The organism is Psychrobacter sp. UBA3480 (genome assembly GCF_002377945.1).
GTDB lineage: Bacteria > Pseudomonadota > Gammaproteobacteria > Pseudomonadales > Moraxellaceae > Psychrobacter.
On sequence record NZ_DFQV01000027.1, the window covers coordinates 39,236 to 61,634 of the forward strand.

The 22,399-nt window shown below is 43.0% G+C and carries 16 protein-coding genes; 1 reads left to right on the plus strand and 15 read right to left on the minus strand.

From position 1 onward, the window contains the following. Window positions 1-13: 13 nt before the first annotated feature. From B2863_RS11375 to B2863_RS11445, 15 genes are all read right to left on the minus strand, one after another. Window positions 14-1,336, minus strand: a complete 1,323-nt coding sequence (locus B2863_RS11375; protein WP_296210640.1) for a valine--pyruvate transaminase — start codon at window positions 1,334-1,336, stop codon at window positions 14-16. A gap of 233 nt (window positions 1,337-1,569) precedes the next feature. Continuing rightward, a complete protein-coding gene (locus B2863_RS11380; RefSeq protein ID WP_296210642.1) occupies window positions 1,570-5,304 on the minus strand; it encodes a hypothetical protein in 3,735 nt (1,244 codons plus the stop codon). 181 nt (window positions 5,305-5,485) lie between these two features. After that, window positions 5,486-8,128, minus strand: a complete 2,643-nt coding sequence (locus tag B2863_RS11385) for an ABC transporter permease (RefSeq protein WP_296210644.1) — start codon at window positions 8,126-8,128, stop codon at window positions 5,486-5,488. A gap of 19 nt (window positions 8,129-8,147) precedes the next feature. After that, window positions 8,148-8,867, minus strand: a complete 720-nt coding sequence (locus tag B2863_RS11390) for an ABC transporter ATP-binding protein (protein WP_296210647.1) — start codon at window positions 8,865-8,867, stop codon at window positions 8,148-8,150. Between the two features lie 12 nt (window positions 8,868-8,879). Continuing rightward, window positions 8,880-9,743 carry an arylesterase gene (locus tag B2863_RS11395; RefSeq protein ID WP_296210650.1) on the minus strand — a complete coding sequence of 288 codons (864 nt, stop codon included), beginning with the start codon at window positions 9,741-9,743 and terminating at the stop codon, window positions 8,880-8,882. Window positions 9,744-10,054: 311 nt separating this feature from the next. Beyond that, window positions 10,055-11,287, minus strand: coding sequence for a CynX/NimT family MFS transporter (locus B2863_RS11400; RefSeq protein ID WP_296210652.1), 1,233 nt, complete (start codon window positions 11,285-11,287; stop codon window positions 10,055-10,057). Between the two features lie 396 nt (window positions 11,288-11,683). Further along, on the minus strand, window positions 11,684-11,929 hold the full coding sequence (gene nqrM / locus B2863_RS11405; RefSeq protein WP_057762175.1) for a (Na+)-NQR maturation NqrM: 246 nt from the start codon (window positions 11,927-11,929) through the stop codon (window positions 11,684-11,686). 200 nt (window positions 11,930-12,129) lie between these two features. Then, on the minus strand, window positions 12,130-13,284 hold the full coding sequence (locus B2863_RS11410) for an FAD:protein FMN transferase (RefSeq protein ID WP_296210655.1): 1,155 nt from the start codon (window positions 13,282-13,284) through the stop codon (window positions 12,130-12,132). A gap of 123 nt (window positions 13,285-13,407) precedes the next feature. Further along, complete coding sequence (locus B2863_RS11415) at window positions 13,408-14,208, minus strand: SDR family NAD(P)-dependent oxidoreductase (protein WP_296210658.1); 801 nt, start codon at window positions 14,206-14,208, stop codon at window positions 13,408-13,410. A 175-nt stretch (window positions 14,209-14,383) separates the two neighbouring features. Beyond that, the gene (gene nqrF, locus B2863_RS11420; protein WP_134292662.1) at window positions 14,384-15,619 is read right to left on the minus strand and encodes an NADH:ubiquinone reductase (Na(+)-transporting) subunit F; all 1,236 of its coding nucleotides are present in this window, start codon (window positions 15,617-15,619) and stop codon (window positions 14,384-14,386) included. Between the two features lie 122 nt (window positions 15,620-15,741). Further along, complete coding sequence (nqrE, locus tag B2863_RS11425) at window positions 15,742-16,350, minus strand: NADH:ubiquinone reductase (Na(+)-transporting) subunit E (protein WP_011281361.1); 609 nt, start codon at window positions 16,348-16,350, stop codon at window positions 15,742-15,744. Beyond that, window positions 16,350-17,021: an NADH:ubiquinone reductase (Na(+)-transporting) subunit D gene (locus B2863_RS11430; RefSeq protein WP_057762168.1), complete on the minus strand. Its 672-nt coding sequence runs from the start codon at window positions 17,019-17,021 to the stop codon at window positions 16,350-16,352. The genes nqrE and B2863_RS11430 overlap by 1 nt, the downstream gene beginning before the upstream one ends. Before the next feature lies 1 nt (window position 17,022). Continuing rightward, window positions 17,023-17,925 (minus strand): Na(+)-translocating NADH-quinone reductase subunit C, encoded by a 903-nt coding sequence (locus B2863_RS11435; RefSeq protein WP_165598635.1) that lies wholly within the window; start codon window positions 17,923-17,925, stop codon window positions 17,023-17,025. Continuing rightward, entirely contained in the window at window positions 17,906-19,141 is a 1,236-nt protein-coding gene (locus tag B2863_RS11440) for an NADH:ubiquinone reductase (Na(+)-transporting) subunit B (protein ID WP_296210666.1), read from the minus strand. The genes B2863_RS11435 and B2863_RS11440 overlap by 20 nt, the downstream gene beginning before the upstream one ends. Before the next feature lie 5 nt (window positions 19,142-19,146). After that, window positions 19,147-20,499: a Na(+)-translocating NADH-quinone reductase subunit A gene (locus tag B2863_RS11445; protein ID WP_296210669.1), complete on the minus strand. Its 1,353-nt coding sequence runs from the start codon at window positions 20,497-20,499 to the stop codon at window positions 19,147-19,149. Window positions 20,500-21,595: 1,096 nt separating this feature from the next. On the opposite strand from B2863_RS11445, the gene hisA reads away from it, so the two are divergent. Then, on the plus strand, window positions 21,596-22,333 hold the full coding sequence (hisA, locus tag B2863_RS11450; RefSeq protein WP_102091064.1) for a 1-(5-phosphoribosyl)-5-[(5-phosphoribosylamino)methylideneamino]imidazole-4-carboxamide isomerase: 738 nt from the start codon (window positions 21,596-21,598) through the stop codon (window positions 22,331-22,333). The last annotated feature ends 66 nt before the right edge of the window (window positions 22,334-22,399 follow it).

The window sequence follows — 22,399 nt, forward strand, 5'->3', positions numbered from 1 at the left end:
TTAGCTATATTTATTAGCTATTAGCCTCGTCATACAGCTCACGTACGACTTCACCAATCGCTTTGATACCATCAGTCAGTGTCTGCTCATCAGCGGCAATACTCATACGGATACATTCGTGCGCATGCTGATAATCGCTAACATCGACGCCAGGGAAGAAGTACTCACTTGGCACAATAAGCGTGCCTTTTTCTTTTAGGCGCTCGTATAGATCCAGCGTGCTAATCGGCAAGTCTTTAAACCATAACCATAAGAATATTGCGCCTTCAGGTTTATGAATGACCAAAGGATAGTCGCCCAAGGCTTCTTTTAATAGCTTCACCGCGAGTGTCGCCTGCTTTTGATAAAACGGCTTGATGTCGTTATCAGATAATTGCTTGATACGATCGTTTTCTACCAGTGGCGTAGCAATCGCTGCACCAAAGCGTGTCGGCGCTAGATTAACCACGGCATTCATCGCACTAACCGCTTCAATGACTTTGGCGTCGGCCACAATAATACCCGTACGCATACCAGGCAAACCAATCTTCGACAGGCTGAAGCAAAGAATCGTATTGTTATCCCAATTCAGATGCGCGTCAGAATAGATGATATTGGGGAAAGGCATACCATAGGCATTATCAATGATGAGAGGTATGTCATAGCGTTTGGCAATCTCGGCCAAATGCGCCATTTCATCATCGGTTAGCACATTGCCAGTCGGATTGGTCGGGCGTGAGCAACAAATAGCCCCGATACGACCTTCCTTTAGCGCTGGCAAGTTCTCTAATGCGTCAAAATCCACACGGTATTTAAAGAAGCCTTCCTCACCATCATGCGTCACTTCATCGATATGCGGTAATACGGCGGTGAAATGCTGACCTTCCACATGCACATCGCTATAGCCAATATATTCAGGGGTCAATGGCAGTAGAATGGACTTGTCGATAGACTCGCTATTCTCATCAGCGAACGCACCGCCAAATAGGTTAAACAAATAGAAGAACGCATTCTGTGAGCCATTGGTCAGAGCGATATTTTCTGAGGTGAGATTCCAATCGTAATGACGGTTAAAGAAGCCAACCAACGCATCGATAAAGGCGGCATCACCTTGCGGATTAGAGTAGTTCGCCATGCTAATAATCGCGCTACTATTGGGCACGCCTGCATCGTTATCAACACCTAGTGCCTTATACGTCTCCAAAAACAACTCATTGACGGCATCAATTTTGGCAGGGTTACCACCGCCCAGCATGTTGACTGGCTGATCGCTTTTTAGCGCGTCGCCCAGATCATCCATCAATTGTGAGATGCCAGTGGGCTGGGTAAATTTTTGACCGAACTTTGAGAATTTCATAAGGCTACCATGCTGTTTGGGAGGGTGTTATAAGTTGGTATTTAACCGATAAAGTTGGGCTAGTATAGCAAATGAGGACTATAAAATAAGCAAAGTGCATGGTTGATATTGGTTTATATGCTTATACGTCTAATGAAGCAAAAAACGCCTGCTATATGAATAGAAGGCGTTTGGGTTTGAGGAGCTTAGTAAGGCTTTAGATGGATAAAAGAAGTACAACGTATTGCAATTGTCTAATAATCAAAACCCTCGTCTTTTTTTCCTTTTTCAGCTTCTTTTAACTCTTGAGTGTTGATAGCTTCTAACCATTCAGTGCGTTTAGTTTCTAAATACGGAACATAATTTTCTAAGCTATTCTTAATTAAATATTCTTTGAGTGAGTCGAGTACATCAAGTCGCTCTCGCATACCATTAGAGTAACTACCTGTATAACTGTATATTTCATAGACATTATGGACTAACACTGCGTCTATAACAGATTTAGGGTTATTAGTATTATTAATAAAATAAACTATTAGATTGCTCCAATGAAATTTCCTAACTCCTATTTGGTCTTCAATCCTTAATAAGTTCGCGTATTTAATCCAAAAATCTATCCTTACTTGCTCATCTTCATTTATCCAGTTAATTACTGTGCTTTCTTCAGCATAAAAAAGCAAATCTGATCTATCCCACGATATAACATTAAATATTAGATATCCATTCTCTACAAACCTTTTGATAAACTGCTTAGTATCAGTTTTTAATAGAGCTTTTAAAGCTACAAAGGTTTGGGTTTCGTGATTTAATGATAAATATTTTTCTGAGTTAAATAGCTCAATAAATACGTCAAAAGCTTTTTCGATACTCTTATTGTTAGAGAGTAAAAGCTTAAGCATACCCTCTAGATCAAAGGTTTTATGACTACTATAAATTGAAGGCACACGTTTTAAAAAGGGTGAAATATATTTATCTGGTAGGCTTTTTATGTAGGTTGATTCAAGTTGAAAGGTTTGATCAATAGCAATTTCATAACCATTCTGGATCAAAGAATCAAAAACTTTTTCGAATTGCTCTGATGATATTTCTCTACGTCCTTTTTTCACAGAAATCCAAGCATAGTCGTAAAAATCAATATCTAATTTTAAGTCTAACAATTCACACAGAAAGTCAAAGTCTTCATCTGTTTGACTTAACTCAAAAGTTAACCAAGGTACGACTTGCTTAAATTCATCTGATTTCACTAGCTCTAAGATAGTTGATTTATAGTCACTAAAGGAGTTGTTTTTCAATTCCTTTAACAAGCCTAGTAATAAGTAAGGACACCTATTTATTGATAAGTCCGCAAGTCCCTGTAAAACATTAATTAAATTGCTATGTTCTATCAATTTTGGATAGATTACTGTGCCGGTGTATTCAAGACTTGGGTTGTCGCTACTCAGTAATAGTGCAAGATAAGAGTGCAAGTCATTGTTGTTCACTAATTCGTTAGAAATATATTGAATAAAATTATTATAATTATTAAAGTTGGGAACTTTAAGGCTCAAGCGTTTATCAGCTTGTCTTTGATATCTTGCTAAATCAAAACCACCTATCAGTATATAATGGTGAATTAACTGTTTTAATTCACCTAACTTAGGTTGAAGCGTAATAATTAAACTTTGCAAGTCTTGAAGAGTTTGAGGGTGTTTCTTTTGTAATTCTTCATAATCATATGCAATAAGCTCATTCAAGGCAATTGAGGCTTTAATAAACGGTTTCCTACTATGGAAATCTAGTATATATCTATCCATAAACCCACCTTGATAACAACTTCGAATGAGTGGTTTTAGCTGACTGGCGAAAATCTCTCTAGCATCTGTATAATCTAGACTATCAAGTTGATTTAAAAGATTTAATAAGAAATCGGTCCAATTCCAAATTTCACCATTAGTCTTGGGGCGATAGCCATATCCATCTCTTTTTTCACCATTATCTAAGTTTGAATATAAAACACCACCTGAATTAAAATCTATTGCTGATTTTAATATGTTTAAGAGTATCTCAAAGTCTTTATTATCGAATAGCTGTTGTAGTAGTGGTTTTTTCAAATCTAATGTAGCTAAGCTTTCAGATGTATAAAGACTAAACATTGAGGTTAGAGTGCTTTGAGTAGATGAGTCTTTTGGCTTATTTTTTGCTATAGCCAATAGTAAATTAAAAGACTGACTGAAGCTCTCATATTTATAAGATAGAAGTTTAATAAGATATTCGATTTTAGAGATGTGAGGGTTTTTAGAAGTTAAAAAGAGATTATCTCGAGTATGACGTTCTTCTATTAACTCTAAGATAGCTCTAGGTTCAATATGGGATAGTAGGCGCAAGTAATTAATTTCTTCTTCAGAGATAGATCCATCGAGAAGTTTTTTACCTATAACTCCTTCCTTAGTTAATATTTTTTGAGCAAATTTACGTACTTCTTCATTATCATGTAAGTAACTTAAACGTTTAATCATCGAGCGTTGTAATCGATTTGGCATTTTAACAAATATGTCGTGTAGTTCATCATCATCAATCCACTGTAAGGCTTGTTTAGAGAGATGGTTTGCTAAGACATGAGGTAGTATGGCTCTAAAATTACCACGTTGTTGAACAACATCTTTAGCCTTTAATTGCTCAATGACTTGTTTTGCAGTTCTAGGTGATATTTCAGCGATATCAGACAATATTTGGAGTTCTGAGTTTGGCTCTGATAAATCCTTAATATTAAATGAAAAAACCAATGAGAAAACTTGAGCAATCTTGTAGTTCTCTTCATTGATCTGGCCATTTTGATAAAACAAACGCTCAAATAATTGTTTATCATTTAATATAGCAATATTATCTACATTATTCACAGTCGACGCGATAGCAAGAGCTAGTCGATAATTGCCACCTGTTAACTGCGCAATATCATGTGGGATAGGGTTGTTGATTTCAGGGTAATGGCGTTCTATTACCTTTTGAACAAGAGTAGGACTATTTGGCTCAAGTTTAAAAACTGACGTTTTTTCGGGTAAGTCATCAGAAATATCGTATTCGATAGTCAGTAGAGAAATCTGACTATCGTCATTAGTGACAGATTTAGTTAATATTTCATGTTGGTCACGCCCACAGTTATCAACGATAACGAGAAATTTCTTATTTTTCTGTTTAAGATCTTCTATAAAGTGTAGTGGAAGAGGGGATGGTGATTCACCATAATCACAATACCAAACCTCTCTAACGTCTAGTGGATTCTTACCTATACGGTCGTCAAATAGTGCTTGAGCTAATCTAGTTTTACCGGCACCAGATAAGCCTACAAGCCGAACAGAGTTTTTAGGCTGATTCAACTCTTTGCGTATAGCGTTTATGCCGTTGATTACGCGACTTGCATCGTCTCTTTTCTGATTAGGTAGTATTACCTTAATATCGTTATCAGTAAAATATAGAGAGTCTACATTGGCTTGGGTGCTAGACCAATCCTTAAATCTATCCCAACCTTGATAATCATCATTCGTAAAAAAGTGTCTGGCTAAGTCGTTATTTTCTATACAAACAAATTCTGATTCGAAGAATGAATGCTCATTCCAAATAATTTCAATATTCAATTCAGATGCGCGCTCTTCAATAGCTATAAGAGCTGTAGATTTACCATCTTTAGCATTACCTTGTCCCCATAATTGATTCGTATAAATTATTAAGTGAGTTAAATTTGGATAATTTTCTTTAGAAGTATTTAAAGTTTTAATCAATTCATCTTTTTTAGATGATAAAGGTACGTCGTAAAATTTGGACTGAAAGCCTATAACTTTGTTACCCAGTACAAGTGGTTGTTTTTCTATTCCTGACTGATTTTTATAACCAAACCATCCTTCTTTAAGGTCATACTTTCGACAAAATAATAAATAACTAAACCATTCGAAAGTATCATGAGGATTAGCACTGAATTTTGCTTTGAATACATTCCAATCTGGTTGAATTATCATTTTATACCTTCAAGAAATTGAGTAATGGAATGTTAATAGATATTAGCAAGTACCTGACGTTACTGCTAGTTCTGATGGCAGTAGTTATTTTGATGAGCTCAGCCTACATTAGCAGATAATAGCGTATGAAAAAAAACCCCTATTAAGGGGTTTTTTTGTATAAAGCCAAAATCCAATACGCTTAAACCATCGCCCTTACCCGTGCCATAATCCCGCGCCCAATCACCAATCTCACATAAATAATGGCAATAGCAAACAGCAATACGATTAATGCCGCACCGCCAATCGCCAAGCTTGTCCACGGCACACTAAATTGTAAATTAAACCACTGAGTGATAGCAGCCCATGCACCCACGCTGGCGATAACAACAGCAAATGTTGCCGCGCTAATACCAAGCACACCCAGCTCTAAAATATTGAGCATATACAAGTCACGCTTTTGCATACCGAGCAGTCTAAATGACGCACTGTCCTTCATACGATCTTGCGAAGTAGACAGTAGCGAGCTGATCAGCACCATGACTCCAGTGAGTAGGGCAAGCAAGGTGAACACATAGACTAGGCGGCTCATTTGTACCACCAACTCTTGAATTTGCTTCGCAATAGCAGTGCCATCGATTGTAGTGACAGCAGGGAACTCGCGTACCAGTTTGCCTTGTAGTTCTGGAATGGCATCTTCTGACACGTGCGCAGTGGCAAATTGAATCTGTGGGGCAGCGGACAGCACCGACGGCTCAAATAAGAAGTAAAAATACGGACTTGGGCCACGCTCATAGCGCGTGCGAATACTGGTAATCTGCCCGACGATCTCGATACCTTGAATGTTAAAACGCACCTGATCGCCCATACCGACATTGAGCATACTGGCGGCAGTGTCCAAGATAGATAAGGGTTTGACTTGCTCATTTGTCGCATCGATAGGGGTGTATAGCGCGTCGTCTGTGAGCGATTCAGTGATGTATTCGGTGTCCATGACCGTGTCTGTATAGCTCAAATTAAAGACACGCGTGGGATCATCAAACCCATCAGCAGGCTCGATATCTTTTGCCGCCACATCATTGGCCGTCTCCACACGCGCACGAATGACGGGATAATAAGTGACAGGCGCCTCAATGATCGCATCAATATCGTCATGTTGATCGCTCTGCACGTCGAGCAAAAACAAATTGGGCGCGTCTTCAGGATAGGCACTGATAAACTGCGCATTGATACTGTGATTGAGTGTGGTAATGAGCGTCAGCACCGCTACTGATAGTGATAATGTGATAAAGAACAACGCTGATTGGTTGCCTTTACGCGCAAGGTTATGGATGGCGATACGCTGCATCCAACTGACCTTGGTATTGCTTGCTAACTTGTTAAGCAGCCAGAGCCACCCACGCGCCAATAACCAAAATATCGCCACAAAGCCAATCAAGCCGCCCAATAGCTGTGCGCCTAATGACAGTGAGCCAACTTCATAAGCAAAGAAAGCATACAGTCCTGCCAGCACCAAGCCATACCATAGTAGCGGCACGCGCCGATACCAAGGCAAGCTTTGCGTCTGCGTACTCGCCCCTTGATTGAGTAGGGTAGCGGGTTTGGTTGTGTTAAGCGCGCTTAGACCACGCTGTGCAATCAGTAACGTCAGCGCTAAAGCAATTACAATGGTCTTGATCGCACTGATTGGATTGATGGCGAGACCAACGTCGGCAGGCAAAATAGCGACCAGATACGGCTGACCGATTTTAAGCAAACCCAGACTAAGGACAATTGCGGCGACACAAGCAATGATAGTCGTGACAATAAGCAATTGATAGTAGCTGCGTTTGAGTGAGCCAAGCGGCTCGCCTAACGCCAAGCGAATGGCGTTATTGGACTGCTGCTTACTGACAAACGCACTAATGACGCCGTACATAGTGACCGCAGATAGTAGCAACACCGCGATGACTAGCAGTTTTAAAAACATCAGCACATTATCAGAGATGCGCGAGACAGAAGTGTCTGCGGACTCAGCGTCAGATAGCTCAATATCAGGATAATTGGTCAGGATATCTGTGAGCTTGTCACGCTGCGTGGTTATCAGTTCTGGGTCGCCTGCCATCTCAATACGATAGTTTATTCGGCTGCGTTGTCCCAATAGATTGGTTGACTGTAGTGCATCTTGTTTCATCAACACACGCCCACCAAAACCAAAGGTAGTCAGCGGGCGATCAGGCTCTTTGGTCAGTACATCATTGATCGTGAACTGCGCATCGCCAATGGTGATACGGTCGCCGACATCGGCCTGTAGACTACTGAGCACTTCTGGCGCGACGATCACACTGTCAGATGTTAGCTGATCCCACAGCGGCTGTCCTGAGGCAAGCTCCGCTGTGCCGTATAAGGGATACGACGGCGAGACGGCTTTGACGCTGGCAAGCAAGGTTTGCTCATCATTGACCAGCATGGCGCTAAATTGATAGTCATACACGGTCTGTGTATTAGGGATAGTTTCTACCTGTGACAATACTTCGCTTGGCCAGTCTTGCTTACTGTTTAGGATTAGATCCCCACCAACGAGCGCGCGCTGATTGTCATTGATGTAGCTATCGACAGACTGCTGCACAGAGTCCAGAGTCAGGTAAGTTGCAAGCGACAAGGTCAATGTCAGCAAGAATAGCAGTGGATACACCCAGCGTTGCCACCAACTACGGCTGAGTGCTTGTGAGCCTAGTGTTTGAAAACCTAGGGTACGAGTAAATAGTTGACTAAGGATGCCGCTAGGATAACTGGACTCTTGATGCATACTGGTAGCAGTCTTTTTTGTATCAGGCGATTTGTTGTCTGTGGGCTTACTATTCATTAAGATACAATCCAGTTATTCATGTAGGTACAATGCGGCCGTCATGCATGGTGATGACGCGATCTGCCATCTCGGCAAGTGCAGGGTCATGAGTCACGACCACCAGTGCCGAGCCAACCTGTTGGCGTAAATCCAATAGCAGCTGCATGACTTGGTCTGCATTTTGCTCATCTAAGTTGCCCGTTGGCTCATCCGCAAAGACAATCTTTGGGTGCGATACCAGTGCTCGTGCTACTGCTGTACGCTGCTGTTCACCACCTGACAACTGATTGGGTAAGCTGTTACGTCTATGACCTAAGTCAACCGCGTCAATCAGCTCGTCTACCCGTGCGGGGTTTGGACGTCTGGCAATATCAAGTGGAAAGGCAATATTTTCAGCGACGGTTAGTGTGGGCAGTAGATGAAACGACTGAAAGACAAAGCCCATATCCTGTTGACGTATCACCGCCAGAGCATCCTCGTCCAGACTACTGAGCATTTGACCTGCCAGCGATACCGTACCGCTATCGGGATAGTCTAATGCTGCGAGTAAACCTAACAAAGTAGATTTACCTGAGCCTGATTTACCCATGATGACCACAAACTCGCCAGCGTTGACATAAATATCTACGTCTTTGATGATGGACAGCTTTTGCTCACCGACTTGCACGGTTTTATTTAACTGTGAGGCGGTCAGTAGAGCTTGTGTCTTAGCATCTGCTTGTGGCGTTGCTGTGGCAGTCGAAGATAATGATGTCATTACAGTGTCTCGTTAAGTAGTCTCGTTTGTCTTATTTTTTGTCGTATTGTCTTGAGCCGTTGCAGCTGTTTTATCTGTACCGGTTGTTTTTAGCTCTTCTAGTTCATTTAGCTCTTTTAACTTAGGCTCTAGAATAGGCAAGATATTGTCATTAACGATAATCTCATAGCCTTCTTTGGTTGGATGAATCGCATCCGCTTGGTTTAGCTCTCGGTCACCGCCGACACCCTCTAAGAAAAACGGAATAAGCGTCAGATTCATGTCTTTCGCAATGCGAGGATAAATGGCTGAAAACGAGGCGACGTAATCACTGCCTAGATTGTCATAGATCGACATACCCCCTAAGATGACGACACTGCCATTGTCTTGCAGATGCTTAACCGCAGTACGGATGTTAGCTTCAATGGTCGCCACATCGATACCGCGTATCGCATCGTTAGCACCGATGGTCAATATGGTGATGTCGGGTTCGGTTTGCGACACCCAGTCCAATCGATTGACCAATCCCGTACTGGTTTCACCGCTTAGACCTGAGTTGATAACTTTGGCGTTAGCGTAGCCCATCTCTTGTAGACGATCTTCTAACTGAGCAGGGTAGTTGTCATCTTTATCCACTCCCAAACCTTCTGTCAGTGAGTCACCAAGCGCTAAAATAGTCAGTGATGAGGATTTGACCTGTTGATCAGTTGAGGCTGCGGTTTCAGTGGCTACTGGAGCAGTGCTGGCTTGACTGTTAGTCGCTTCAGTACTGGTACTCTGCGTACCATCAGCAGGTGTCGTTTCAGCTTCTTTTTGACAGCCACTGATAGCCATTACAGCCGCGAGCATAGCGATAGCAGGTAAGCGCTGAGCAAAACGCAAGGGAAATTTCATCATGGGTGTTATGTCCTATATGCAATCAAACCAGTGTATAGTCAAATCCTATCTAAACCAGATACAGTATTAGTCGGATGAATCGTCAGGCTCGCTCAGTCTACTATTGATAGTACTGTCACTCACCTTCCTTTTATTCAGATTATATTGAGTATCCAGCTTATATTAAGTATCTAAGTTATATTGAACTGACTATAGCAAAATAAGACAGTGACCTATATTGCCCTAAGGTTAATTTAAGGCCGCTTTATTGCGCGTTAGCAATTATAGCCTTGTAGACCACAAAAACTGATAGAAATGAAAGCTGATAGCAATCAGATATATTTGCCATCGACCATCACTGGACGACTAACAAGCCAAGCAATCACGACGTTGACAATCATCAGTATCAGCATAATAAAAAGTGGCATACTCCAACTACCAGTCATTTCATGCAGCCAGCCTGTACCCAATGGCCCAAAAAACGCAATGACATAACCCACTGCTTGAGCCATACCAGACAGCTCACTTGCCTGATTGGTCGTATAGGTGCGCATAGAGAACAGCATCATGCTCAAGGTAAAAATCGCTGAACAGCCCATGCCCATCATGCCTGACCATAGCCATGCCAAATCAGTCGATAGATAACTGACACCCAATATGCCAACGACGTTTAGCACAGCGGCGAACACTGCTAGCGCTTGAATGGGGCGGCCACGATTGACCAACCAAGTTAGGCTTAAGATAGAAACCGGTGCCATAAACTGGAATACAGAGCCCATTTGTCCAGCGCTGACGGCAGATAGTCCCTTACTAACCCAAATTGACGGTAAAAAACTGGCAACGGTGTAAAACAATAATGACTGCAATCCCATAAAAATAGCAATCTGCCACGCAAAGGTGGTTCGCCACATGGAAATATCAGAAGAGCCTAAAGCCGCAGGGATAACCGCTTGATGGTTAGATGAACCCAAACGTACACGTAAGAATAGCCAGATAACAAAGGCAAATACACCTAGTATCGTCCAACCGCCTAATGCCCACTGCCAACCAACTTGCTCCGATAACGGTAATACGACGCCTGCGACGATACCTGCTGCTGTGGTCATCGTCAGACTAAACAGACCAGTAATCAGCGGAATATGTTGCGGGGTACGCTGCTTAATAACAGGCGCTGCTAAAGTATTAGCGAAGCCGATGGCAAGGGTAAGCAATAAAGTACCAATTAAAAACCCACTCCACGTCGGGATAGCGGTACGAATAATCATCCCTACCGTTAACAGTCCAATCATGGCAATCAGTGTATTTTCTAGCCCGAATCGCTTACCAATGGTTGGAGAAATCAGCGCACCAACGGCAAAGCTCAGCATAGGCACTGCTCCTAGCCAGCCTATCTGAAACTCAGAGATATCAAGCGCATCTTTTACCACTGGGGCGATAGAACCTAGCGCGACGATAGGTGCACGCATATTGGTGGCTAGCAGAATCATGGCACACAGAACCAACCAAAAGGTAAAGCGTGAGGAGGGCAGACTAGATGAAACAGATAGATTGGACGAGGTAGACATAACAGCACAACGATGACAGCGAAAAAGAACACGTTATTAAACAGCGCCAAGAAATTGCCGCTTATAAAATAACACCAGAGAGCATTTACCCAGATACGTACCTAAACGGTAATCGATATCGTAAGTTAGACCGAAAAATATATGTAGCGCGTAAGACATACAATTTGCTTAACTGACTTTACTAAATTGGCAGGCAGGTTAGTCAAAATGTATGTGTGGTTACTTCGAGTTACGGCTTTAGAACAGTGATAATAAGAGATGGCGATAATAATAAATCTTAAATAAGCAGTCTTATCGCACAATAAAAATAGCGCCAAGTCACTTCTGAATGACTTGACGCTATTATAAGAACATATGTCAGGTAAATGCTACCAACGTATGGTAACTAATAGGCTATTAAACCGATTTACCCAATTGAGCAGCTCTTAATGCATTCTCTTGCTGTTCAGCGATTAGTGAATCGCACTTATTGGGATCATTACCACAAAAAGAGCAATTTTCATCGCCCATCAATTTGGCAACACCGCCACAAGATCCTCTAAGCGGCTTTTTTTTGACCATATAACCGACGCCCATAAAAATAAAGAATAGGACAAATACGGTGAAAGTAATGGCAAGCATAGGAAGCAGTTGGCTAAGCATAGAGGAAACCTCATTTTAAAAAATAGGGCAGTTATTAGTAGTGTTGTCTAAGTTCATGACAGCTAAGCACCGTTAATAACAACTGTATAATAGTATAGCAAATTTTAGTGCGGCTCGTTGTGCGTTAACGTATTCTCTTGTTTCACATCTATCACTTACCAGTGGCTTTTAGAGTGTGCTGTCTAGAGCTTGGAGAACGATTAGAGCTTTTTATCAGCACGTAACGCTTTCATCGCTGGTGTCTGTACCACTTGCCAGTCGTCAATATTGTCGTCAGCAGCTTCGTTGGACATATCGTCAGAACCTTTTGCCTTTACATCGTCAGCTAGTACCACAAACATGGCTGCTAGATTTTGTGTTTTAGCGAGGTCTAGTGCTTTGTGATAAGGCATCGCGGTAAGAGCAGTTGCCCACGCATCCGCCAATGCAACCGAATCAGCTGCGACAGTAACTGAAGGTGCACCGCCTGCAATAGGGTTGCCCGTTGTCGGATCGATAGTATGGCTATAGCGTTTGCCATCGAATATGACGGAGTTGCGATAGTTGCCAGAGGTCGCCAGATGCATTTGGCTAGCCGTGTTTTTGGGTTGACGAATAGCAGATATGGTTTGGCGTTCGCTGACGGTGCTGCCTTCGATAGGAGCATCAATCGCAATTTGCCATGGCTGCTGCTGGTTGTTCACGCCAGAGGTGGCAATTTCACCGCCGATCTCAACCATATAGTTACGAATTTGATAATCATCTCTCAACACGTCAGCGATGACATCGACGCCATAACCTTTGGCAACAGCAGAAAAATCTAAGCCAACGCCGTCTTTGGTTTTATAGATAGTGTCGTCTTTCTTTATGATGCTCTCAAAATCGACCAATGCTTTTGCTTGCGCAATCTCAACGGCAGTTGGCGGACTTTGTAGACGCTCGACCGTCATGGTACTTCCAAAGCCCCACGTATTTACGAGTGGCATAACAGTAGGATCAAAAGCGCCGCCAGATTGCTGATAGACAATTTTTGACACATCGAGCACACGACTAAAATCAGCATCGATAGTGATAGGTTTGTCTTTGGCCAAACGATTGAACGTAGATATCGTTGAGTCGTTTTGATAAGTAGACATACTATCGTTAATTTGTTTCAGGCGCTCGTCTACCGCAGCTTGTATGGCAGCTTCGTCCGCATCATCAGGCAATTGATAGCTAATATGGTAGCTCGTTCCCATCGTCTCACCGATCAGATAGTTATAGTCTGGGGTTTGCTGGCAAGCGCTGAGACCTAAAGTACTAGCAAGGCTGACGACGCTTACTAAGGTAAGGTGCAGAGGTTTTTTGGAAGATAAGCTGGATATAGTGTTTTTCATAATATTTTCGGTATGGCGTAGAAATGAGTAGGGTGTAAAACAAGCCACGCTTATTTTACACCCCTTGAACCTAAAAATACTAATGAAGGCACCATTCAGCGACAATTCGTTCGGTTAAGTAGCTCATTTCACTTGTGACTCACGTATGAGTTTATAGAGTTTTGGCGGAGAGACGCGGTTGACCCGTGTGGCCAGTTTTTCTTTACGACCAGCGACGATGATATATTCCTCTCCCTTGGTGAGCGCCTTCACGACTTGTTTGGCAAACTCAGTCGTAGTCAGACCGTTATTGGTGGCTTCATCCATCGTACCCTGTGCACTACCGTCGCCAGTCAACGCATTGATAGAGATATTAGTCTGAATAAACCCGGGGAATATCGTGGCTACTTCGATTCCTTGGTCGTGTAGCTCTGCACGCAAACTATTTGCCCACATATGCAGCGCTGCCTTGGCTGCCCCATAAGCACCTCGATATTGTGTACCCAATAGGCCGGCCACACTCGAGACCATCACGACTTTGCCGCCGCCTTGTGCAATCATGTCAGGCAACGCAAGTCTGGTAAGACGCGTCTGAGCAAAGTAATCTATTTCCATGATTTGGCGTTCAACTTCTTCAGCCGTGTCCATGATGAGCGAACGCTGACTGATACCAGCATTATTGATGAGCCAGTCGATTTTTCTTGCCTGAGCTTTAGCAGTAGCATAAGCGTCTTTGGTTTGGTTGGCATCACTGATATCAAAAGGAACGACAATATGTTTGTTAGCACGTTTGCAGCTGTTCTTGACCACTTCTAACTTATCACTGTCACGTCCACTTAGAATGATTCTAGCTCCGCGTTTGGCGAAGGCAACGGCTAATGCTTGCCCGATACCACTAGAAGCACCGGTAATCCAAATGGTCAAATCTTTGTATTTCGTTTTCATAAGAGTCCTTTCTTAGTGTTTAGATAGTCCATAATATAGGATAATAAAGCGACTCTACTAGCTAGATTTGTAGCCTACCAAGCCACGACTATATGCAAAAATTGCACAAAAAAAGAGCCTCAGTTGAGACTCTTTTTTTATTCTTACATTTCTGCTGTTAGATTAATTATCTAACTTAACCACCGAAATCATCAAGCATGATGTTTTCGTCTTCCACGCCCATGCTGTGTAGCATGTCGATTACGGCAGCGTTCATCATCGGTGGCCCACACATGTAGTATTCACAGTCTTCTGGGTTTGGATGATCTTTCAGATAGTTTTCGAGCAATACGTTATGGATAAAGCCTGTTGGACCTTCCCAGTTATCTTCTGGTAATGGGTCAGACAGTGCAACATGCCACTCAAAGTTATCGAACTCTTTTTCTAGCTGATCATAGTCTTCAACGTAGAACATCTCACGAATAGAACGAGCACCATACCAGAAGCTAATCTTACGATCAGTGTTCAAGCGTTTGAGCTGATCAAAGATGTGCGAGCGCATTGGGGCCATACCAGCACCACCACCAACAAAGATCATTTCAGCTTCGGTCTTCTTGGCAAAGAATTCACCATAAGGACCTGAAACCGTCACTTTATCACCAGGTACTAAGCTAAATACCCATGAAGACATTTTGCCTGGTGGAATACCGTCAGGACCACGTGGCGGTGGACTTGCGATACGGATGTTAAATTTGATGAGGCCTTTCTCTTCAGGATAGTTGGCCATTGAGTAAGCACGGATAACTGGCTCATCAACTTTTGAGACATAGTTGAAGATACCGAATTTTTCCCAGTCTTCTCTATATTCTTCATCAACCACAAAGTCTTTGTAATGCACTTCGTGCGGTGGCGCTTCCAACTGTACATAACCACCAGCGCGGAAGTTTACTTCTTCGCCTTCTGGAATTTTTAGTACCAGCTCTTTAATGAAAGTGGCAACGTTATCGTTAGAGATAACTTCACATTCCCATTTCTGTACATCAAAGAACTCAGGATCAATCTCAATTTTCATGTCTTGCTTAACAGCTACCTGACAAGCTAAGCGCATGTGATTGCGGATTTCACCTTGGGTAAAATAGCCTTCTTCGGTGGGCAAAATAGAACCACCACCTTCAATAACGCGGCAACGACACTGCGCACAAGTACCACCACCACCGCAAGCTGAAGATAAAAATATACCTTCGCCCGCTAGCGTTTGTAGTAGTTTGCCGCCAGCTGGTGTCACCACATCATTATCGGGATTATCATTAATATGGATAGTGACATCGCCTGAACTGACCAGTCTTGAGCGCGCCGCCAAAATAATAGCGACGAGGCCCATGATGATCAAGGTAAACATAGCAACGCCACCAATCGCCGTAGCGTAATCCATGGTAGGTATCCTTAATCTATGGGGTAGGGGTGAGGGGGCATAATCTATGCTGTACCCAAACCTCTACCGAATAAATGAATTAAATAAGTCAAATAGCTAATGAAAGCTTTGAGCTTAGCGGTTTAGATGGACATACCACCGAACGACATAAAGCCGAGCGACATAAGACCAACCGTGATAAAAGTAATACCAAGACCACGCAGCGGTGCTGGAATGTCTGAGTATTTTAGCTTTTCACGGATACCCGCCAATGCTGTAATAGCAAGTGCCCAACCGAAGCCTGCACCCACACCATAGACAACAGATTCACCAAAGTTATAGTCACGCTCAACCATAAATAGTACACCACCTAAGATGGCACAGTTTACGGTGATTAGTGGTAAGAATACCCCAAGTGCGTTATATAGACTCGGTACAAACTTGTCCAAGAACATCTCTAGGATCTGTACGGTGGCTGCAATCAAACCGATATAACTTAGCAATCCTAAGAAGCTCAAGTCGATATCAGGGAAACCTGCCCATGCCAGCGCACCATCTTTTAGGATGAACTGGAATAGTAAATTGTTTAGTGGAACGGTAATTGCCATTACGACAACGACCGCAACACCTAGACCAATCGCTGTAGAGACTTTTTTGGATACGGCCAAAAAAGTACACATGCCTAAGAAGTAGGCAAGCGCCATGTTCTCAATAAAGACTGAGGTTATAAATAAACTAACATAATGTCCCATTAGTGACCGCCTCCATGTGCCATGCCTTTAGACTGCGGCTTCATTACAAACTCAGCTTCTTCAACTTGTTCTGGTTTCCAGATACGGACAACAGCGATGAACAAACCAATGATAAAGAACGCCGATGGTGGTAACAGTAATAGACCGTTTGGTATGTACCAACCGCCATCAGTAACTGGCTGTAGAATCGTAATACCGAACCAAGTACCAGCACCCAATAGCTCACGAATAGTTGCAACGAATAGTAGTACTGCTGAGTAACCAAGACCGTTACCAATACCATCTAAAAAGCTTGGGATTGGTGGGTTGCTCATAGCAAATGCTTCAGCACGGCCCATAACGATACAGTTCGTGATGATCAAACCAACAAAGACAGATAGACCCTTACTGACGTCATAAGCAACTGCTTTTAGTACCTGATCAACCAAGATAACCAATGAAGCAATAATCGTCATCTGTACGATGATACGAATGCTTGATGGAATTTGTTTACGAATAATCGAGATAAAGAAGCTTGAAAATGCCGTTACCAAAGTCAATGCTACACACATGACCATAGCGTTAGCCATGCTGGTGGTGACGGCCAATGCCGAACAGATACCAAGGATCTGTAGGGCAATAGGGTTATTATCAAAGATAGGCGTGGTTAAAATGCTTTTAGTGTCAGCCATGTTATGCCTCCTTGCCGTTTGCTACTGGTAGCTTGGCTGCCAATTCGGTTTTAGGTTGAGCTGCCAGCTTTGATTGATTTGCTTGCGTGTCTGCACCTTCAACCGTTTGGCCGCTCTTTTCGCGTAGCGTATCTAGATAAGGTTTATAACCTTGCTCGCCTAACCAAAACTGAATCATGTTGCTGACGCCGCGGCTAGTCAATGTCGCACCGCTGATGCCATCAACCCAGTTCTCTTTTGGGTTACCAGCTTTGGTTACACCAGTGGCAACGTTACCATTCTCGTCATAAGACTCGATACCGCTCCACTTTGCACGCCACTCTGGCTCTTCGATACGAGCGCCAAGGCCTGGGGTTTCTTTATGCTCGTAGAAACTGATACCTTTGATGGTATTCATATCACTTTCGAGCGTTAAGAAACCATAGATAGTGCCCCATAGACCGTAGCCTTGAATTGGCAATACAACCGTTTCTGGCTGACCTGCGTCATCATTTTTGACATAGACTTTGGCATATTTTGGCTTACGACCAATACCAGCAGGATCGTTGTCACCCAAGTCTTCACTTAAAGCTTGGTTTTTTGTCGCTTGACTGGCGTCATAAGCATTACGATCAGGGATGCCAGCAGTTTTTAGCGCATCGTCATCGAGATAAGTACCTTCGTTTAGATCAATGATTTTCACTTCAAAGTCTTTAAAACGTTCGGCGACATCATCTGCTGTATCAGACTCAGCGTCATACATATCAGCCGCAACTAAGATGTTTTTGTTGCGGTCTAAACGAGCGTTTTCAACTTGCGCAGGCTTTAGACCAACAGCCACTGCTGAGACCAACACTGAACACACCAAGCATAGCGTCAAAGCCACACTGATGGTTTTCGCGTTATTACTTTTGGGCTTGGACATAGCGAACCCTCCGAGCGGTTTGGCGTTTGATATTTGCTTGAGTCACAAAGTAATCAAACAATGGAGCAAATAAGTTGGCGAATAGAATGGCCAGCATGATGCCTTCTGGGAAAGCAGGGTTGATGACGCGAATCAATACGGTCATAAAACCAATCAAGATACCGTAAGCCCAGCGGCCTTTGTTTGTATGCGCAGCTGATACTGGATCGGTTGCCATAAATACAGCACCGAAAGCAAAGCCACCGATAACTAAGTGCCAGTAGAACGGCAAGCTCATCATCATGTTGTCTTCAGAACCAATCATGTTGAATACAAGAGACGTCACAATCAGACCGACCACACAACCTGCCATAATGCGCCAAGAAGCGATACGCGTCCATAGCAACACTGCAGCGCCCATTAGGATAGCTAGCGTCGATACTTCACCGATACTACCTTGCATATTACCTAAGAATGCATCACTCCACGTGATGGCATTACCATAGACATCGACGAAGTCCTGAGGAACCACACCAAGGGCTGCAAGGCCAAGAGGCGTCGCACCTGAGAAACCATCTACTGCTGTCCATACTGAGTCACCAGACATATAGGCTGGATAAGCAAAGTATAAGAATGCACGACCCGATAGGGCAGGGTTAAGGAAGTTTTTACCAGTACCACCGAACACTTCTTTTGCGACAACCACACCGAAGATAATACCTAGGGCAACTTGCCATAAAGGAATATCAGGTGGTAGACATAATGCAAATAGAACTGAAGTCACAAAGAAACCTTCGTTAACTTCGTGTCCACGGACGACAGCAAAGATAATCTCACAGAGAATACCTACCGCAAACGTCACAATATAAATAGGTAAAAACTGCATCGCACCATAGACAAAGCTGGCCCAGATACTGTCTGGGTTATAGCCTGCCATGCTAGTGATCACAGTACGCCAGCCTTCAGGCTGTAAGCCAAGCTGAGCGATAGCGGTTAGTGCTTGATGACCAATGTTGTACATACCCCAAAACATTGCTGGGAAGGTACATAGCCATACGGTAATCATAATACGCTTTAGGTCAATCCCGTCACGTACATGCGATGACGCATAAGTGGTTGAGCTTGGTTGACGTAAGAACGTATCAAACATCTCAAAAATAGCGTAGTACTTTTCGTGTTTGCCGCCTTTGGTGAAAGATGGCTCCATACGATCGAACATATTGTGTAAAAATTTCATCGTGGTTAGCCCTCCAGCTCAATGCGCGTTAAGTTATCACGCAAAATATCACCGAATTCATATTTGCCAGGAGATACAAAGGTGCATAGTGCCAAATCTTCTTCGTCCAGTTCAAGCACGCCCAAATCTACAGCGCTAATGATGTCTTCGACAATCAATGCACGTAGTAATTGAGTTGGTAGGTAATCTTGTGGCATGACTTCTTCATAGACACCGATTGGTACCATCGCTCGTGGTGAGCCGTTACTTGTCGTAGTAAAGTCGTATTTTTTGCCACCAAAAAACTGCGAAATATAGATAGGCAGTTTTGAGAAGCGGTTTTTACCTGGAGTAAAGAAATGGAACGCAGGACGCTCACGGCCTTCAGTCAATACACTGATCTGATTGTGAAAACGACCCAGATAGGCGATGTTTTCAAACACTTTGCGACCAGACAATACTGAACCTGAAATGATACGGTTCTCGCCAGCAGCCAGTTTACCTTTGGTTAATGCAGTAATATCAGCACCACGTTCAGTCATAACTAACTGCGGGTTAGTGACAGCAGGTCCTGCTAAGCTCACCATGCGGCGCGTATATAGACGACCTGTCGTGAACAATTTACCGATTGCAATCACGTCTTGATAACCAATCGTCCATACGGTCACACCGCGGCTGATAGGATGCAAGAAATGAATGTGCGTACCAGCAAGACCAGCTGGATGCTTACCAGCAAAACCATGATACTCAGTGACGTTATTCGCTGCAGTTTTTGCAACTGGCGTCAGTTGGGTATCGCCGTGATGGCAGACAAAGGTCTTTGGACTAAGCGTAGATAATACAGCAAGTCCATCATTGAACGCTTGTAGCTGCTCATTGATCACAAGCATCGGGTCAAAGGCAAGTGGATTGGTATCCATTGCTGTGACAAAGATAGCATGTGGACGAGCACCGATTTCGGGTGCGCGGCTATAAGGACGCGTACGGAACGCGGTCCATTCGCCAGAGGCAATCAGTTGGGTTTCAACGACTTCAGAGTCTAGGTCAGCAAGCTGCTGTGAGTCATAGCGCTCAAAGTCTACTTCTTCACCATTTGGGTCGACCGCAATCACAAGACTCTCAAACACTCGACGTTCGCCACGTTTAACAGCGACGACCTTACCGGCAGCAGGGGCAGTGTAGATCACGCCAACACGTTTTTTGTCTTCAAAAACGGGCTGACCTTTGGCTACAATGTCACCTTCTTTGACATTCATAGTGGGCTTCATACCCACATAATCATAGCCAACAAGTGCTACATGTGTCGGTTGGTGCTCAGATATCTCGCGGGAGGGTTCACCAGTGATGGGCAAATCCAAACCTTTTTTGATGGTAATCATAAGCGAAAACTTAGTCCATAGTCTAAAACGATACCAGACGTCCTGTTTGGTATATCGGTAGCATGAACATTTGTATCACTCAATAAAGCCTTCAATCGTCTATTTCCTTTATAGTGAAATAGGGATGAAAGCTCTGTGAAGACAATACATGATCATAACTACTAGTAAGAGTATTAACGCTGACCTTAGACTCCTTAACAACACGTTAATGTCTTATTCGAATTACCAAAGTGGCGACTGGCTACCAAGGTGTATGCTAAAACCGCTTCATCGAAATCAATCGCTATAGCACATGGCTAAAAGAGACTGGTTTAAATATAAATGGCTTTATCACACGTTTCATTGAAATTTAAAACTTGTAACACCAGTATGTTTGACCATCTCTCGTTTACGAATACCGTTTACAGATATTCGATAGAATAAGAGTGTGGCCAAATAACGATCTATTAAGGTAGATGATATACTGGTTAAAAGACAAACTAGCTAAGCAACTAGTAAGCAAACCTCGCTTATTATAAGCTGCTATAGTTTTAATCGTAACGGTTTTAATATAGTTAGCTAGTGATAGGGACTTGCAAGACATCTAATTAAGGTTAAATACCGCAGAATCGATGGTTTAGAGACTATTGGTTGAGATTTTTTCAGATAGTCCTTTTTAGCAATTTCTTGGCCAATATTTTATTGGCGTATTGAGCGATTGCTCGATCCATCCTGATCACCATGCTGTATTAGTGAGTTGTAACAACTCAACAAAAAGCGTAACACATGGTTACTATCACATAGAAACAAATAAAAATTTACCTAGGATTATACGCTAAATTGACCTAAAATTGCCAGTCAGTAATAGAATTTAACGATTGTTGGTAGTGATTCTACGTACTAAAACTTATGGTTATGATTGTCTAGTTTCTGTCTTTCTTATTTATATTCAAACAGATTGCTAACTTAGCGAGGTCTTGGTTTTCGCTCTGTCCATAATTTATGCTACTTTTAAGCAGCGTTTTCTCTCGTTATTTGACGCTTCGATAACGTTTCATTCTCAAAATTTTAATTTACTAAATTTATTGCCAATCTTGTGCTTTATAAGGAATGCTATATGTGTGCTGTGCCTGTCATTATCCCGGCTATTGATTTAAAAGATGGTAAGTGTGTACGTTTAAAACAAGGCCGTATGGAAGATGATACGGTGTTCTCAGATGACCCAGTTGCCATGGCAGCACGTTGGGTAGATGAAGGCGCGCGTCGCTTACATTTGGTTGATTTGAATGGTGCTTTTGATGGCGTGCCAGTACATAGACAAGTGGTCAATGATATCACCAAAGCCTATCCGAACCTGCCTATTCAATTGGGTGGCGGTGTACGCAACATGAACACTATCGAGCAGTATATTACCGCAGGTTTAACGTATATCATTATCGGTACAAAAGCTGTTGAAGATCCTGATTTTGTCGCTGAAGCTTGTCGCGAATTTGCAGGGCACATCATCGTCGGTATCGACGCCAAAGACGGTATGGTAGCCACTCATGGCTGGGCAAACGTGACAGACACCAAGGCGACCGAGCTTGCTAAGCGCTTTGCAGATGTAGGCGTATCATCAATCGTTTATACTGACATCGCCCGCGATGGCATGATGCAAGGCGTCAACGTCGAACAAACTGTTAATTTGGCGCGTGAAGGCGGACTACCTGTGATTGCATCAGGTGGCGTTACTGACATGAAAGATATCGAGCTGTTAAAGCCGTATGGTGATTGTATTGAAGGTATCATCACTGGTCGTGCTATCTATGAAGGCACGCTGAACTTGAGCGAAGCACAGCTTTATTTAGATAGCTAAATAAAGCTAGGCAGATAAAATCAGACAGCTAATTATCAGCAACAAGCTAAGCGAGAAAAATCCGTA

Excerpts from the sequence above, each read along its gene's own strand:
- B2863_RS11375 (WP_296210640.1), bottom strand. The coding sequence starts at position 1,336 with ATGAAATTCTCAAAGTTCGGTCAAAAATTTACCCAGCCCACTGGCATC.
- B2863_RS11380 (WP_296210642.1), bottom strand. The coding sequence starts at position 5,304 with ATGATAATTCAACCAGATTGGAATGTATTCAAAGCAAAATTCAGTGCT.
- B2863_RS11385 (WP_296210644.1), bottom strand. The coding sequence starts at position 8,128 with ATGAATAGTAAGCCCACAGACAACAAATCGCCTGATACAAAAAAGACT.
- B2863_RS11390 (WP_296210647.1), bottom strand. The coding sequence starts at position 8,867 with ATGACATCATTATCTTCGACTGCCACAGCAACGCCACAAGCAGATGCT.
- B2863_RS11395 (WP_296210650.1), bottom strand. The coding sequence starts at position 9,743 with ATGATGAAATTTCCCTTGCGTTTTGCTCAGCGCTTACCTGCTATCGCT.
- B2863_RS11400 (WP_296210652.1), bottom strand. The coding sequence starts at position 11,287 with ATGTCTACCTCGTCCAATCTATCTGTTTCATCTAGTCTGCCCTCCTCA.
- nqrM (WP_057762175.1), bottom strand. The coding sequence starts at position 11,929 with ATGCTTAGCCAACTGCTTCCTATGCTTGCCATTACTTTCACCGTATTT.
- B2863_RS11410 (WP_296210655.1), bottom strand. The coding sequence starts at position 13,284 with ATGAAAAACACTATATCCAGCTTATCTTCCAAAAAACCTCTGCACCTT.
- B2863_RS11415 (WP_296210658.1), bottom strand. The coding sequence starts at position 14,208 with ATGAAAACGAAATACAAAGATTTGACCATTTGGATTACCGGTGCTTCT.
- nqrF (WP_134292662.1), bottom strand. The coding sequence starts at position 15,619 with ATGGATTACGCTACGGCGATTGGTGGCGTTGCTATGTTTACCTTGATC.
- nqrE (WP_011281361.1), bottom strand. The coding sequence starts at position 16,350 with ATGGGACATTATGTTAGTTTATTTATAACCTCAGTCTTTATTGAGAAC.
- B2863_RS11430 (WP_057762168.1), bottom strand. The coding sequence starts at position 17,021 with ATGGCTGACACTAAAAGCATTTTAACCACGCCTATCTTTGATAATAAC.
- B2863_RS11435 (WP_165598635.1), bottom strand. The coding sequence starts at position 17,925 with ATGTCCAAGCCCAAAAGTAATAACGCGAAAACCATCAGTGTGGCTTTG.
- B2863_RS11440 (WP_296210666.1), bottom strand. The coding sequence starts at position 19,141 with ATGAAATTTTTACACAATATGTTCGATCGTATGGAGCCATCTTTCACC.
- B2863_RS11445 (WP_296210669.1), bottom strand. The coding sequence starts at position 20,499 with ATGATTACCATCAAAAAAGGTTTGGATTTGCCCATCACTGGTGAACCC.
- hisA (WP_102091064.1), top strand. The coding sequence starts at position 21,596 with ATGTGTGCTGTGCCTGTCATTATCCCGGCTATTGATTTAAAAGATGGT.